Origin of the sequence: Microbacterium sp. IEGM 1404, assembly GCF_030056775.1 — a bacterium.
In the GTDB taxonomy this organism is placed as follows: domain Bacteria; phylum Actinomycetota; class Actinomycetes; order Actinomycetales; family Microbacteriaceae; genus Microbacterium.
Window position 1 is genome coordinate 430,948 of the sequence record NZ_JASHKP010000001.1, and the last position, 13,205, is coordinate 444,152.

Here is a 13,205-nt window from a genome sequence, read left to right on the forward strand (position 1 = left end):
GAGTGATCATGGCCGAGGACGAATGGTCGCTGAAGGTACACGATGCCTACACCGGCGCCCCCGTGCGCAGCGTCACGTCGGTCGACTCGAAGTGGTCGACGAGCCTCGCCGGCGACGGCGTGAGCACCGAGACCATCGTCGTGAACGATGCCGAGAACCCCTGGCCCCACGGCGACGTCGCAAACCTCTTCCGCCCCAAGGCGCGGATCATCGCGCGGTGGTGGGGCGGCTCGCCCCTCTACGCCCACCTGATCGAGGACTGGGACTACGACAAGGACGCCGGGACCGTCACCGTCGAAGCCGCCGACCTGCTCGGCGAGGCCGACTGGCGGATGGTCGACGGCGTCGGCGCCGACAAGTACTCCACCCTCACCGTCACCCGCCGCACGCCCTCCGGGGCGATCGCCGCGGCCCTCGCCCGAATGATGCAGTGGGGCTGGGAATGGCAATACCCGATCGACCTTCCCGCCGACGCGCCGGGTGAGATCGACGGCAGCTGGCCCTTCTGGAAGAAGCACCGCATCTCCGACATCATCAAGCAGATCGAGGACCGCGCCGGGGTCGAAACCTATCTCCGGCCCTACGCCACCGCCGACGGCGGCATCCGCTTCCAGACCCGCGTTGGCGGCCCCATCACCATTGGCTCGACGCTGCTCCACCTCGACGCCGACGAGACCCCGATTGCGGGCGTCCGATACCGAGTCGACGGCAAGAAGCAGATCACCGGCCTGCTCGGCGTCGGAAACGGATCAGGCGAAGACCAGGAGACGGCGTGGCGAGGCGGGATCATCCGCATCCCGATCCGCGACATCAAAGAGTCCTTCCCCGACCTGACCGGAGACGCCCTCGGCCAGGCCACCGAGCAGTACTACCTGCGTAACGTCGACCCCGTCACCCAATGGTCGATCGGTTCCTACACGATCGGCGACGGATACCCGCCCGAGCTCGCCGCCCCCGGACGCCTCTGGCAGGTCAACTCCGTCGGGGATCCCGTCATCCCCGACGGCGTGCACCCGATCAGGGTCATCAAGGCATCGGGAACCAACGGCCGACAGATCCAGACGGAGGTGCAGAGTGCTGCTGCGTGACCTCACCGATGCCGCCGCCTGGATCGGGCGGATCATCTTCCGGCTCGACCGCCTCGAAGGCGGCGCGATGCTCGAAAACGCGTCCGTCACCGACGGCCGGTTCCGCTTCATCCGCGGCCTACTGCGCCTCGACTCCGGCGCCCGCCTCGAAGGCGTCGGCACCTTCGACTGGACCGGACCCGGCTCGATTGCGGGCAACTGGGAGGTGCTCGACGGCGGCGTCATCAAGGTCGGGGGAGTGCTCATCAGCCCCGTCGGCGGCGGCCGCATCATGATCGGCGCCGGCCCCAATGGGATCATTCTCGACGGCGGCACCGGATCGTTCACGAACGGCAACGTCAAGATCGAAGGCGGCAAGATCACCGCCGGGACGGGCACAGCGCAAGTCGTCGTCGACGGCGCGACCGGCATCGTGACGGTCGGAACCGGCGCCGCGAAAGTCACCATCGACGGGGCGACAGGGAAGATCATCGCAGGCAAGCTGACCGTGGACCCGCAGAAGTCTGGGGGCGCGGTCACCTTCGAGAACGGCGCCGAGGTCTTCACCGATGCCGACACCATCCAGGTGTTCAAGGGCAACAGTGTCGTGCAGATCAGCGACGACTACGCGAAGATCCAGCACGGCGGTGACGTCATCGAGATCGACGGCGAAGGAATCCGCATGTCGCCGGGCGCGGTGCCCACCTCGGAATCCATCGAGGGTGCGCATTGGCTTGCGCTCGACGTCACGACAGGGCGTCTACGGAGAATCAACCCCGCGTTCGGAGGACCGGGCGGCGGGCAGTTTGAATACCCGTTCCCCGAGACCACCATCACCTCCGGGTTCCGACCCCCCGAGCGCCCCACCCACAACGGAATCGACCAGGCCGGTCCGGGCGTCGACGGCGAGATGATCCCCGCTGCCGCAGCGGGTGTCGTGACCTTCGCCGGTGGAGTAGCGGAGGACACTCCCACCAATGGCTACGGCTATCACGTCATCATCAACCACGGCACGATCAACGGTCGCGTCGTGGAAACGCTCTACGCGCACATGGCGACGCCGCCCGTCATCTCGGCCGGGGATACCGTGCAGAAGCGCCAGCCGCTCGGGCCCGTTGGAGAGACGGGTCGCAGTCAGGGCGTTCACCTGCACTGGGAGATTCACGTCGACGGAAACCCCGTCGATCCGGTCATCTTCATGGCCGATTACAGCTAGCGGATGGGGCAGTATCCCTGATCCGCGAGCGAGACGAAGTCGACGTTGGTCTGCGGATTCACGTCGCCGGTGAGAGCAACGATCGACTCGGCGTCGGCACCGGCGGCGATCTGGTCGCACGCGTAGTCGGCAGCTGACCGGACCTGATCCGTCGTCATCGAGACGCCGTCACTAGCCATAGCGAGCTGGAGCTTGATGAGGAACTGACCAGCTTCGTCCGCAGTCGCAGCCGCAGCCGAATCCGTCGGGAGGGATGACACCTCGACGGGCGCCGCGGGCGCGGCTTCTTCTGTGGCGGTCTCCTCGACGGGGGCGACGCTGGCGACGTCGACGGTCTCCTGCGTTCCGCTGGTGCAACCAGCGAGCAGGAGCAGGGCGGCGGCCGCGGCGACGGCGAGGGCTGTGCGCTTCATTTCTGGGTCTTCCTGTTCCGCGCTACGTAGCGCTCGAGCGCCGGAGTCACGACGTCCTCGGCGAAGTTGTCGCCCTTCTCCTCGGCGACGGCCTTTGCAGCATCCCACACCGCACCGACACGGATCGACCGAACTGGTCGCGGTTCTCTTCCCATGCCCCCGAGCGTAATACGAAACGTAATACGCCGCAACCGAGTAACACCCGACAAGCGGGGATCGTCCTCGCGAAAGGAAGGCCATCATGGTGAACGGTCGCGCAGCTGCTCAGACGCTGCTCTCGTTCCGCAACATCGATGCGGGCATGTGCCTGCACTACGTCTGGCAGGCGTACAAGGCGCACGGAGCCCGCGTGAACGGCTCGTGGCCCACCGCCTACGCCGGATGGTTCGCCAGCCCCGGCAAGCACGAGGGAGACCGCAACCCCCCGGCCGGTGTGCCGGTGTGGTTCGGGCCCCGCGCGGGATCGTCCGCCGGCGACGTCGTGATCAGCCTCGGCGGCGGCCGCGTGGCAGCCACCGACTACCCCGGATGGGGCCAGGTCGGTTCGTGCACGATCGACGAGCGCCAGGCGCAGATCGGACGCCCCTACCTCGGCTGGACCGAGACCATCCTCGGCGTGCCCATCGACTTCGCAGACAGCCCCCTGCTGCCGCTGGACACCGACGGGCAGTGGGGCGCGCGCACGACCCGCGCGCTGCAGCAGTCCCTCGGCGTAGCCGACGACGGCGAGATGGGCCCGCAGACCATCGGCGCTCTCCAGCGCGCGCTGGGCGTGCCCGACGACGGCGAGATCGGCCCGGTCACCGCGTCGGCTCTCCAGCGCGCCCTCGGGGTCAACGCTGACGGCGACATCGGGCCGCAGACGATCCGCGCGCTCCAGGAGTTCCTCAACGCAGGCCGGAAGTTCCAGGGCGCTCCGCCCGCAGCTCCCGCCGCCCCCGCCGAGGTGCTCCCGCTCACCGTCGACGGAGAGTGGGGACCGCGGACCACGCTCGCGCTGCAGCGTGCACTCGGAGTCGGCGACGACGGCCAGCTCGGCCCCATCACCATCCGCGCGCTGCAGACCGCGATCGGGGCGACCGTCGACGGCGCGATCGGGCCGGACACTACCCGGCACCTGCAGGCGCTCGTGGGCGTCGAGCAGGACGGCCAGCTCGGCCCCATCACTATCCGCGCGCTGCAGGAGCACCTGAACGCCCGTCGACCCTTCACGCGCACCGAGGTGCAGGCGCCCGCCGCGCCGGTGACGTACCCGCAGCCCGCGGCCGCCACCTACCCCGGCGCGTCCTGGTGGGGCCACTCACCGAACTCGTCGCCGCGCAACGGGACGAAGGTCGACCGCTTCGTCGTGCACCACGCCGCCACCACGGCAGCGCCGGAGTCGCTGCGGGAGCGCTTCATGAACGCGAACGACCGGTCGGTGTCGCCGTCGTGGCTCGTGGGCGCTGACGGCCGCGTGGAAGAGATCGTGCCGCCCGACGGGTTCCGCCCGTGGACGACCGGCCAGTTCGACCTTCGCGCGGTCACCGTCGAGACGCAGAACACCTCGGGCGACCCGGCATGGGGTATCTCGGAGGCGAGCCATGAGGCGATCGCCAAGCTCGTCGCGTGGGCGGCGGACCGGTACGGATTCCCCATCGACCGCGAGCACGTCATCGGCCACCGCGAGGTGCCCGGGCAGGCCACCGCCTGCCCCGGACCGTCGATGAATCTCGACCGGATCGTCGAGCTCGCCCGCGGCTTTTCGAAGCCGGCACCGCCGACGCCCGAGGACGACGGGGTGATCGAGGTTCCGCGGTCGAAGCTGCAGGAGGCGTTCGACTGGCTCAAGGGTCTGCTCGGGGCGCGTTCGTGAAGACGCCCACCTTCGAGCAGCTCGTCGCCCGGCGGGCCGCCCAGCACGTCGCACACCGCGACGTCGCCCGGGTGGCCCGCCGGGCCGGGGTGGCAGTCGGCATCGTGCTCGGCGCGATCGCCGCGGTCATGATCTATGGAGGTCCGACGTGATCCGGTCGCGCGGCGCTCGGCGAGTCCGGCTGCTGTGGGAGTCGGTAACCGAGCCGCGTCATCTCAAGCTGACGTACTTCGTGTTCTACGGGATCGCTCTGCTGACGGGTTTCGCGACGCTGCTGCGGCCGCCTCAGTCCATCGAAGGGGCTCTGGGCGGACCGCTCACCGCGGTGTGGGCGGCGTTCGTCATCATGGGCGCCTTCGGAGGGCTGCTCACCGTCTTCCCCGGCTGGTGGTTCGCGGAACGCATCTCGATCGTCATGATCTGGACGGGCGCGGCGATCTACTTCGTCGTCGTGCTCTCGCTGCACATCGCGCAGTCAGGCTCCCGGCTCACGCAGATGGGCTGGATCGCTCTCGGCGCTGGTCTGTTCTTCGTTCGCTGGTTGCTCATCAGGAAGTACACCTTCGAGCCCCGGAGGTGAGATGGAAACCGCACAGGTCATCACGCTGCTGCTCACCTCCTCGGTCGTCGGCGGCGTCCTGACGAAGTCGCTCGACTGGATCAGGGACGCCCGCGCCGGGCATCTCGAACGGCGGCGAGCCGAGGTCGACAAGGCAATCGCCGAGCGCGAGAAGGCCCGCGCGGAACGCGACCAGGCGCTGCTGGATCTCGCCGCCGAAAAGGCGGCGCGAACGGCGGACGTCGCCTGGTGGGAGAGGTGGGGACGAATCCTCGAGGAGGCGCTGGCGCTCGCGCGCCGGCGCTTCATCGACGCTCCCTGCACTGACCCCGACGACCTCGACCCCTACCCCCCGCGGCCCAGCCGCGACAAGCCCTGACCCCGGCACCTCGCCGGGGTCTTTTCGTCCCCCGGAAAGGACACCCGTGAAGCTCTCGAATCTGACCAACTCGCTCTGGTGGAAGGACGCCGCGGTGCGCGCCACCTACACCGCTCTCGCGATCGCGCTGCCCTACCTCGGCGCATCGCTGCTCACCGAGGTGCCGTGGGTGACGGTGCTGCTCACCGCCGCGCTCGGCTTCCTGGCATCCATCGTCACCAGCCTCGCCGGGCTCCCCGAAGTCGAGGGAGTGCACCTGCCCTGGTGGCTCGCAGCCCTCGAGCGCGTCGTGAAGACGTTCGCGCAGTCCCTCGCCGCGGGCTTCATCGGCGCGACGCTGATCACCGACGTCGACTGGGCGTTCGTCCTGCAGGCGGCATTTCTCGCCGCGCTGACCTCGCTCGTGCGCCTCATCCTCGCCACGCTCCCCGCCGATCCTTCGCGGACCCCGCTGGACGCCGGCGAGGCCAAGGCGGGCACGGTCGTGAACATCACCACGCTCGCCACGCCCAGCGAGATCGAAGCGACCGTCGCCGACGCCGTCGCGGCGCAGAAGCGCCGATACCTGCGCGGCGACTGATGCGCTCCCAGGCGGCGGCTCGCTTCGCACGAGCCGCCGCCGTTCATCGCCACCGAATCCCATCACCCGCGCCATCACCGTCCGGTGAGGGCTGAGAGGAGCCGCATCATGACGCTCGAAACGGTCACCGGCACGCTGCGCGACTTCGGCGGAGGCCTCGACCTCTCCATCTCGCCGCGGCTCGTCTTCCGCCCCAACGGCGCAGCAGTGGGCGCGGGCGGGATCTTCTTCTCCCGGCCCATCGTGGTCGACACATTCGGCGCCGGCGGAACGTGGACCGTGCAGCTCGAAGGCACCGACGCTCTCTGGAACATCGCAGGCATGGACGTCTGGTACGACGTCACCGTCGATCGCAAAGTGGCCGGCGCGGACTACGCGCCCTGGGATCACCCGGGCTGGCGGCTGAAGGTGCCGCCCGGCGGGGGAGTGTTTTCCGCCCTGGTCTCGGCTCCCACCAACCCCGCGCAGATCTGGGTGGGCCCGGCCCGAGCGATCCCGCAGGGCGCGCCGGGGTGGGACACCCCCGTGCAGCACCTCAAACCGTCCACCTACACGGGTTGGTACAAGACCAACGCGCTCCCCGCGGAGCCCAACTACTTCGAATGGGAGTGACCTGAATGGCCTGGAAGCCGAAGGCGCAGATCCAATTCGCGAACGACCTCGTCACCGCGTCGCTCGCGCTCGACCCCGACAGCGAGACGCGCGCAGCGATCCAGTCGATCGCGAGTCTCCTGATCACCGACGCGCTGCAAGCGGATCCCACCCTCGCCGCCAACCTGACCGCCGTTGCGACAGCACTCGTGAGCGAACGGGTCGCGGCCGAGGATCTCGTGAGCGCCAAGGCGCCGTGGATGATCAAGCCGATCGCCGAGCCGTTCCTGTTCGTCGACCAGTCGGGCGCGGTGTCCGCAGAGATCGGCGGCGAAAGCGGTGTCAGCTCGGTCTACGACCTCTTCACCAACCGCATCTCGATGACGGACTTCCGCCTCGTGCCCACGCGCGACGGCGGCTACGCCTACATGGATGAGAGCGGCGCGACCTCCTGGGAGATCGACGCCCAGGGGCGGTTCTACATCTACGACCTCGTGCTGTCGACACCGATCCAGCGAGCAGTCGACACGGTCGACCTGATCATCCAGGGCGGGCAGTCCAACGGCGAGTCCCGCGCTCTGCCGGTCTCCGCCCTCTACGACACCCCGCACTACCGGGCGTGGATGGCGGTGTGGAACAAGAACGGCGGCGGCACCTTCCCGCTCAACCCCACCGTCGACGGGATCGCCGAAGCCACCGTGCCTCTGTCATCGCAGCAGCAGATGGTCGGGCTCCCGATGCTCAACGTCATCGGGCGCGAGATCCTGAGCCGCACCGACGATCGCCACCGAGTCGTCGAGCTCAACGGCGCCGCCGGCGGATCGGGCGTGGTCGCCGATCCCTCGCAGGGAAACTGGGCAGTCGACTACGCCGGCGCGAACCCGCACCTGTACTCGATCTGGCTGGCCGCCATCACGAAGACGATCGCGGCCATCCGGGCGCAGTTCCCTGGGGCCACGATCCGCTACTGGATTGTCTGGCACCAGGGCGAAGCCGACTCCGGCTCTGACCCGGCTGCGTACGCCGCCAAGCTCGACGCGATCTTCGCGGGCGTCCGTGCTCACCTCGGCTCGCCGACCGTGCCGATCGCCGTCGGCGGGATGGTTCCCGAGTGGGTCGCGCCGTCCTCGGGCGCTCGCGCCATCCGCGACCAGCTCGCCCTCGCCCAGGTCCGAAACGAGTACCTCGCCTACGTCGAGGGCGTGCCGAACGGGGGAGGGTCGCAGACCGTCACCGACCGCGTGCACTACGGGCGAGCGGCGATGGAACGACTCGCGCGCGATGTCTACTACGGACTCCGCCGCGCAGCGACGTCGACCGCCACCTCGGTGCCCCACAAGCCGCTCGATGTGTCGGCCCAGCGAATCGGCACCGAGCTGCGGGTGCGCTGGTCGCAGCCCGAGACGCGCTTCACGGACTTCGTCGTGCAGTACAGCACCGACGGCGCCGCCTGGACGACGGCGCCGCGCACGGTCGCGGCGACTCGCTGCGAGGAGACGGTCGCCGGCGTCCCCGCGGCGGCGCTGCAGGTCCGCATCTCGACCGTCAACGCCTCGCTCACCAGCGAGCCGACCATGCCCATCTACGCAGTAGGAGTGTGACGAATGCCCGCACAGGTGAAGCGGGGAGCCCTGTTCAACAACCCCCGGCTCCCCATCAAGTCGCCGCCCGAGTACCCCTACGCGGGTGACCCGTTCGACCGAGGCGACACCCCGTTCCCGCCGGTCGCGGGGGCGCTCGGGCTGACACCCGTCGGCAAGTATCAGTGGCTCAACCTGAGCACCGACGGAGTCTCGCCGTCGTACGCCGCCGGCGGGGCAATCGTCGGCGGACGCATGGGCATCACCGGCCAGGCGCTCCCCGGAACGCGCCGCATCGCCACCTACTTCAACGCGGGGATCTCGGACTTCCGGTTAGCGCTGCGCCTGGTCTCCGGCGTCAAGGACACCACGGTCGGCATCGCGTTCCGGCTCCTCGACATGAACAACTACCTGTTCATGACGATCGTCGCGAACAAGTGGGCGCTGTACAAGCGCGTGGACGGCAGCGGCGTGCAGCTCTACGTGCCCACGAACTCGTTCTACGCGTCTGACGGCGACGTCGTCGACGTGCTGTGCGCGGGGGCATCCGTCACCCCTCGCGTCAACGGCATTTCGATGCCGACGCAGACCATCAACGAGTTCACGACCGCCAGCCGCGTCGGCATCGTCCAAACGATGCCCACCGGCACGACCGCGACACCGCTGACGCTGTTCGACGATGCCGCGGTGTCGCGCCTCGGAACCTGGGCGGAGGTGTGAAATGACCTACCGAATTGAGGACAGCGAGGGCAACCTCGTCGCCGCCGATCTCGAAGCCAACGACGAAGGCACGAAGATGCTCGCCATCGGCATCGGCGGCCGCGTGATCAACGACGCCACCGGCAAGACCGTCTTCGACGGATCGAAGCACTGACCAACGAACCGCGCCCCCGGCGCCCGCCATCCGGCGCGGCGTCGGGGGCGCCTTTCGTCTGTCAACGCGTCGTGCGCACCGTCACGGCGTTGCGCCAGACGACCGGCTGCCAGTGGCCGCCGTTGCACGGGATCTCGATGATCACCACGCGATCGTTCGCGCCGAGCGCCCACGCCTCGAGGCGCTCGGCCGCGCGGTTCGGCCACGAGACCCACGCCCACACCGGCCGCCGTTGCTCGAACCACTCGACCGGACTCGGACCGTACGCCTGCTGCGGCAGCGTGACGGGCGACACCGACGCCAGCGTGCGCGAGAGCATCTCGTCGCTGACCTTCGTCGAACCCATAGACCGGTCCCCTTCCCCGGCCACGAGACAGGCTACGCCGAGCCGCCGACAATGTCGGACCCCCTGACGAGACTGGACCCATGCCAACCACGATCGACCTACTCGACTTCGAGGAAGCGTGGCCCCGTTGGTCCGGACGCAAAGACGAGGCCATCCGAGCTCGCTTCGAGATCCCGCCCGCACGATACTTCCAGCTGCTCGGGAGAGCGATCCAGACCCGCGAGGCACTGGAAGCGAGGCCGATGCTCGTCAACCGGCTGCGGCGCCGCTGGGCGTCAGACTCGTCGTCCGCGCAACGCCGCGCCGGGTAGGCTCGCGGGGTGTCACACTTAGCAATCGGCATCGTCGGCCTTCCCAACGTCGGAAAGTCGACCCTCTTCAACGCCCTGACCAAGAACGACGTGCTCGCGGCGAACTATCCGTTCGCGACGATCGAGCCGAACGTCGGGGTCGTGAACCTTCCCGATGCGCGCCTGCAGCAGCTCGCGGACGTGTTCGGCAGCGAGCGGCTCGTCCCCGCCGTCGTGTCGTTCGTCGACATCGCCGGGATCGTGCGCGGCGCGAGCGAGGGCGAGGGCCTGGGCAACCAGTTCCTCGCGAACATCCGTGAAGCGGATGCCATCGCCCAGGTCGTCCGCGGATTCGCCGACGACGACGTGGTCCACGTCGACGGTCAGGTGAACCCCGCGAGCGACATGGAGACGATCAACGCGGAGCTGCAGCTCGCCGACCTCCAGACGCTCGAGAAGGCGATCCCGCGCTTCGAGAAGGAGATCAAGGGCAAAAAGCTCGACCCCTCCGTGCTCGAGGCCGCCAAGGCCGCGCAGGATGCGCTCCAGCGGGGCGTGCTGCTGTCGGCATCCGGTCTGGATCTGTCGCCGATCCGCGAGCTGGGCCTCCTCACCGCGAAGCCGTTCATCTTCGTCTTCAACGTCGACGAGGCCGTCCTCACCGACGAGGCCCGCAAGGCCGAGCTTACGGCGCTCGTCGCACCGGCGAAGGCGGTCTTCCTGGATGCCAAGATCGAGTCCGAGCTGATCGACCTCGACCCCGAGGATGCCGCCGAACTGCTGGCGTCCACGGGTCAGGACGAGTCGGGTCTCGACCAGCTCGCCCGCGTCGGCTTCGACACGCTCGGTCTGCAGACCTACCTCACGGCGGGTCCGAAGGAAGCGCGCGCGTGGACGATCCCGAAGGGCGCCAAGGCGCCGCAGGCGGCCGGCGTCATCCACACCGACTTCGAGAAGGGCTTCATCAAGGCCGAGGTCATCTCGTTCGCCGATCTCGTCGAGCTCGGCTCGGTCGCCGAGGCCCGCGCGAAGGGCAAGGCGCGGCTCGAGGGCAAGGACTACGTCATGCAGGACGGCGACGTGGTGGAGTTCCGCTTCAACAACTGAGCGTTCGTCGACTCCGGAGTCGGATCGGCATCAGTAGTGGTACCGCGCCTGCAGGACAGTCACGTGGGCGTCGTCAGTGATGTAGACGAGACGATTGGCCTCGTCGATGCGGCGCGACCATGCGCCGGCAAGAGCGTGTTTCAGCGGCTCCGGCTTGCCGATCCCCTCGAACGGGTCGTCGCGGAGGATATCCGCGATGAGTAAGTTGATGCGTCGAAGCGTCTTGCGGTCCTGCGTCTGCCAATACAGGTAGTCCTCCCACGCCTCGGCAGTCCAAGCGAGTGAGAGATGGCTCACGGCTCGATCAGGTCGCGCTCTTGGACATCTCCGGAACGTGCACTGTCGAGGGCGCTCAGCAGCCGGCGGGCGTTCTCGGGCGAACGCAGCAGGTAGCTCGTCTCGACGAGGGAGTCGTACTCGTCCTTCGACATGAGGACGGCCGACCCGCGCTTCGATGTGATCTCGATCTCTGTGTGGTCGAGATTGACGCGTTCGATGAGACCGAAGAGGTCACGTCGTGCCTCGCTCGTGGTGATGGCCATGTTGATCTCCCGCCAGGTGGTACGAGATATGGTACCAGTGGGCGCGGGAGCCGCGCCCGTCGATTCGCCCCTGGCGCAGCCCCCTTCGCCGGTGCCACCATCGGGCATGACCTACGCCGTTGTGTCCGTGCACTCCCCGAAGCCCGAGCACCGGGCTGCCGTCATCGACTCGATGCAGCGCTACAGCCGGGTCGCCCGTGAACAGGTGGGTCTCGAATGGACCGGTGTCATCGACGACGGCAGCGGTCGTCTGGTCGGGATCGCGTTATGGGCGTCGGAGGAGGCCGCGGTGGCCGCGCGACCGGCGCTCATGGCGGAGGTCGGCGACGACCCGTTCGAGACGTGGGACGAGCGACCCATCGACGGGCTCCGCGGCGCCGTCGTCTGACGGACGGCCGTGGTCTGAAGCCCGGTGGAACACGGGGCCGACATACCGATCGCGGCACGCACGCCGTTCGCTAAAGTCAGCGCGTGCACTCCACGCCCGCGGTCGCACCCGACCCGCACCTCGACCGCCGCGGCCGCGCGCGAGCCATCCTCGCCGGATCCGTGCCCAACCTCGCCCAGTGGTTCAACCTGTACGTCTACGCGATCTTCGCGCCGTACTTCCGGACCGAGTTCTTCGACGCGCAGTCGCCCGACTCGCTGATCTACGTGTACGCGCTGTTCGCCGTGACGTTCGTCGTGCGACCGGTGGGCTCGTGGTTGTTCGGCAAGCTCGCGGACACCCGGGGGAGGATGGCGGCACTCGTGGCCGCCGTCGCCCTCATGTCGGCCGGATCGCTCGCTCTTGCCGTCGCGCCGACCGAGCGCGCGATCGGGGGATGGGCGGCCGTGATCCTCGTGGTCGTGAGCATCGTGCAGGGGATCGCCGCCGGGGGAGAGTACGCGGCCGCCACCGTGCTGCTGTCGGAGTCCGGCACCCGGGGGCACCGCGGATTCTTCGCTTCCTTCCAGGGGGCGACCATCGTCGGTGGCCTGGTGCTCGCGCAGGGCTCGCTCCTGGTGCTCCTGCTCGTCGGTGATCGTGCGGCCGTGTCGGAATGGGGTTGGCGGGCCGCCTTCGTGGTCGGTGGCCTCGCGGGCCTGGCATCGCTCTGGTGGGCACGGGGACTTCGGCATCAGGGATCCACCGCGCGCGCGGCGACACCGACGGCGCCCTCGACGATGGGGGAGTTGCTCCGCTCGTACTGGCGTCCGCTCGTGTGGGTGATGCTCCTCACCGCCGGAGGGAGTGCGGCGTTCTACACCGCCACGGTCACGGTTCCTTCCCTCTTCCGCGAGACGGCTTTCGGCGCGGGCGGTGCGCCGGCGGAACTGGCGGTCACGGGCGTCGTCTTCGTGGCCTTCGTCGTGCTCATGCTCTTGCAACCACTCGGCGGGGCGCTGAGCGACCGGATCGGCCGCAAGCCCCTCCTCATCGCCTTCGGCGCGATCGGCGTCCTCGGTGCGGGCCTGCTCGTATCGACGGCCGCCCGGGAGACGACACCCCCGGCGGTGTTCGGCATCCTCGTTCTCTCGTTCGCCGTTCTGACCTGCTACCTGTCGGTCAACGGCATCTCCAAGGCGGAGGTCTTCCCCGCCCACATCCGCGCCCTCGGGGTCGGCCTCGGCTACGCGGTGGCCAACTCGCTCTTCGGCGGCACCGCTCCGTTGATCTATCACGCGACGGCAGGCGGAGTCGGATTCCTCGTGTACCTGACCGTGCTTCTCGGGGTGACGCTCGTCGCCGCGCTCGCGATGCGCGGCGGCGTCGCGACGGCGCTCGATGCATCGGGAGGACGAGCGTGAGTTGTCCCGCGGTGC

Annotated in this window: 20 protein-coding genes; 15 read left to right on the top strand and 5 right to left on the bottom strand. The window is 68.8% G+C overall.

What is annotated here, in order from left to right:
* Positions 1-8: 8 nt before the first annotated feature.
* The gene (locus QM517_RS02240) at positions 9-1,088 is read left to right on the top strand and encodes a hypothetical protein (protein ID WP_283284874.1); all 1,080 of its coding nucleotides are present in this window, start codon (positions 9-11) and stop codon (positions 1,086-1,088) included.
* Positions 1,075-2,283 carry a M23 family metallopeptidase gene (locus QM517_RS02245; protein WP_283284875.1) on the top strand — a complete coding sequence of 403 codons (1,209 nt, stop codon included), beginning with the start codon at positions 1,075-1,077 and terminating at the stop codon, positions 2,281-2,283. The genes QM517_RS02240 and QM517_RS02245 overlap by 14 nt, the downstream gene beginning before the upstream one ends.
* On the opposite strand, the gene QM517_RS02250 is transcribed toward QM517_RS02245, so the two are convergent.
* On the bottom strand, positions 2,280-2,696 hold the full coding sequence (locus QM517_RS02250; RefSeq protein ID WP_283284876.1) for a DUF732 domain-containing protein: 417 nt from the start codon (positions 2,694-2,696) through the stop codon (positions 2,280-2,282). The two genes, QM517_RS02245 and QM517_RS02250, sit on opposite strands and share 4 nt — an antisense overlap.
* Positions 2,693-2,851, bottom strand: a complete 159-nt coding sequence (locus tag QM517_RS02255) for a hypothetical protein (protein ID WP_283284878.1) — start codon at positions 2,849-2,851, stop codon at positions 2,693-2,695. Before QM517_RS02255 ends, QM517_RS02250 begins: the two co-directional genes overlap by 4 nt.
* 86 nt (positions 2,852-2,937) lie before the next feature.
* On the opposite strand from QM517_RS02255, the gene QM517_RS02260 reads away from it, so the two are divergent.
* From QM517_RS02260 to QM517_RS02300, 9 genes are all read left to right on the top strand, one after another.
* The gene (locus QM517_RS02260; protein WP_283284880.1) at positions 2,938-4,551 is read left to right on the top strand and encodes a peptidoglycan recognition protein family protein; all 1,614 of its coding nucleotides are present in this window, start codon (positions 2,938-2,940) and stop codon (positions 4,549-4,551) included.
* Positions 4,548-4,703: a hypothetical protein gene (locus QM517_RS02265; RefSeq protein WP_283284881.1), complete on the top strand. Its 156-nt coding sequence runs from the start codon at positions 4,548-4,550 to the stop codon at positions 4,701-4,703. Before QM517_RS02260 ends, QM517_RS02265 begins: the two co-directional genes overlap by 4 nt.
* A complete protein-coding gene (locus tag QM517_RS02270; protein ID WP_283284883.1) occupies positions 4,700-5,131 on the top strand; it encodes a hypothetical protein in 432 nt (143 codons plus the stop codon). The genes QM517_RS02265 and QM517_RS02270 overlap by 4 nt, the downstream gene beginning before the upstream one ends.
* Position 5,132: 1 nt before the next feature.
* Complete coding sequence (locus QM517_RS02275) at positions 5,133-5,489, top strand: hypothetical protein (RefSeq protein ID WP_283284886.1); 357 nt, start codon at positions 5,133-5,135, stop codon at positions 5,487-5,489.
* Between the two features lie 46 nt (positions 5,490-5,535).
* Entirely contained in the window at positions 5,536-6,069 is a 534-nt protein-coding gene (locus QM517_RS18565; protein WP_283284888.1) for a holin, read from the top strand.
* A gap of 108 nt (positions 6,070-6,177) precedes the next feature.
* On the top strand, positions 6,178-6,681 hold the full coding sequence (locus QM517_RS02285; RefSeq protein ID WP_283284890.1) for a hypothetical protein: 504 nt from the start codon (positions 6,178-6,180) through the stop codon (positions 6,679-6,681).
* 5 nt (positions 6,682-6,686) lie between these two features.
* A complete protein-coding gene (locus tag QM517_RS02290) occupies positions 6,687-8,261 on the top strand; it encodes a sialate O-acetylesterase (protein ID WP_283284892.1) in 1,575 nt (524 codons plus the stop codon).
* Between the two features lie 3 nt (positions 8,262-8,264).
* Positions 8,265-8,960 (top strand): hypothetical protein, encoded by a 696-nt coding sequence (locus QM517_RS02295; protein ID WP_283284893.1) that lies wholly within the window; start codon positions 8,265-8,267, stop codon positions 8,958-8,960.
* 1 nt (position 8,961) lies between these two features.
* A complete protein-coding gene (locus tag QM517_RS02300) occupies positions 8,962-9,114 on the top strand; it encodes a hypothetical protein (RefSeq protein ID WP_283284894.1) in 153 nt (50 codons plus the stop codon).
* Between the two features lie 61 nt (positions 9,115-9,175).
* Here the strand turns inward: QM517_RS02300 and QM517_RS02305 are convergent, their stop codons facing one another.
* Entirely contained in the window at positions 9,176-9,460 is a 285-nt protein-coding gene (locus QM517_RS02305) for a hypothetical protein (protein ID WP_283284896.1), read from the bottom strand.
* An 80-nt stretch (positions 9,461-9,540) separates the two neighbouring features.
* Between QM517_RS02305 and QM517_RS02310 the strand changes: the two genes are divergently transcribed.
* Together QM517_RS02310 and ychF are read left to right on the top strand one after the other, a co-directional pair.
* On the top strand, positions 9,541-9,771 hold the full coding sequence (locus tag QM517_RS02310) for a DUF3263 domain-containing protein (RefSeq protein WP_283284898.1): 231 nt from the start codon (positions 9,541-9,543) through the stop codon (positions 9,769-9,771).
* A 9-nt stretch (positions 9,772-9,780) separates the two neighbouring features.
* On the top strand, positions 9,781-10,857 hold the full coding sequence (ychF, locus tag QM517_RS02315) for a redox-regulated ATPase YchF (RefSeq protein ID WP_283284899.1): 1,077 nt from the start codon (positions 9,781-9,783) through the stop codon (positions 10,855-10,857).
* Between the two features lie 30 nt (positions 10,858-10,887).
* Here ychF and QM517_RS02320 read toward each other — a convergent pair whose 3' ends face one another.
* A complete protein-coding gene (locus QM517_RS02320) occupies positions 10,888-11,154 on the bottom strand; it encodes a Txe/YoeB family addiction module toxin (RefSeq protein ID WP_283284901.1) in 267 nt (88 codons plus the stop codon).
* Complete coding sequence (locus QM517_RS02325) at positions 11,151-11,399, bottom strand: type II toxin-antitoxin system Phd/YefM family antitoxin (RefSeq protein ID WP_077051824.1); 249 nt, start codon at positions 11,397-11,399, stop codon at positions 11,151-11,153. The genes QM517_RS02320 and QM517_RS02325 overlap by 4 nt, the downstream gene beginning before the upstream one ends.
* Positions 11,400-11,505: 106 nt before the next feature.
* On the opposite strand from QM517_RS02325, the gene QM517_RS02330 reads away from it, so the two are divergent.
* Together QM517_RS02330 and QM517_RS02335 are read left to right on the top strand one after the other, a co-directional pair.
* Entirely contained in the window at positions 11,506-11,787 is a 282-nt protein-coding gene (locus QM517_RS02330; RefSeq protein WP_283284903.1) for a hypothetical protein, read from the top strand.
* An 83-nt stretch (positions 11,788-11,870) separates the two neighbouring features.
* On the top strand, positions 11,871-13,190 hold the full coding sequence (locus QM517_RS02335; RefSeq protein WP_283284904.1) for an MFS transporter: 1,320 nt from the start codon (positions 11,871-11,873) through the stop codon (positions 13,188-13,190).
* Positions 13,191-13,205 lie beyond the last annotated feature (15 nt).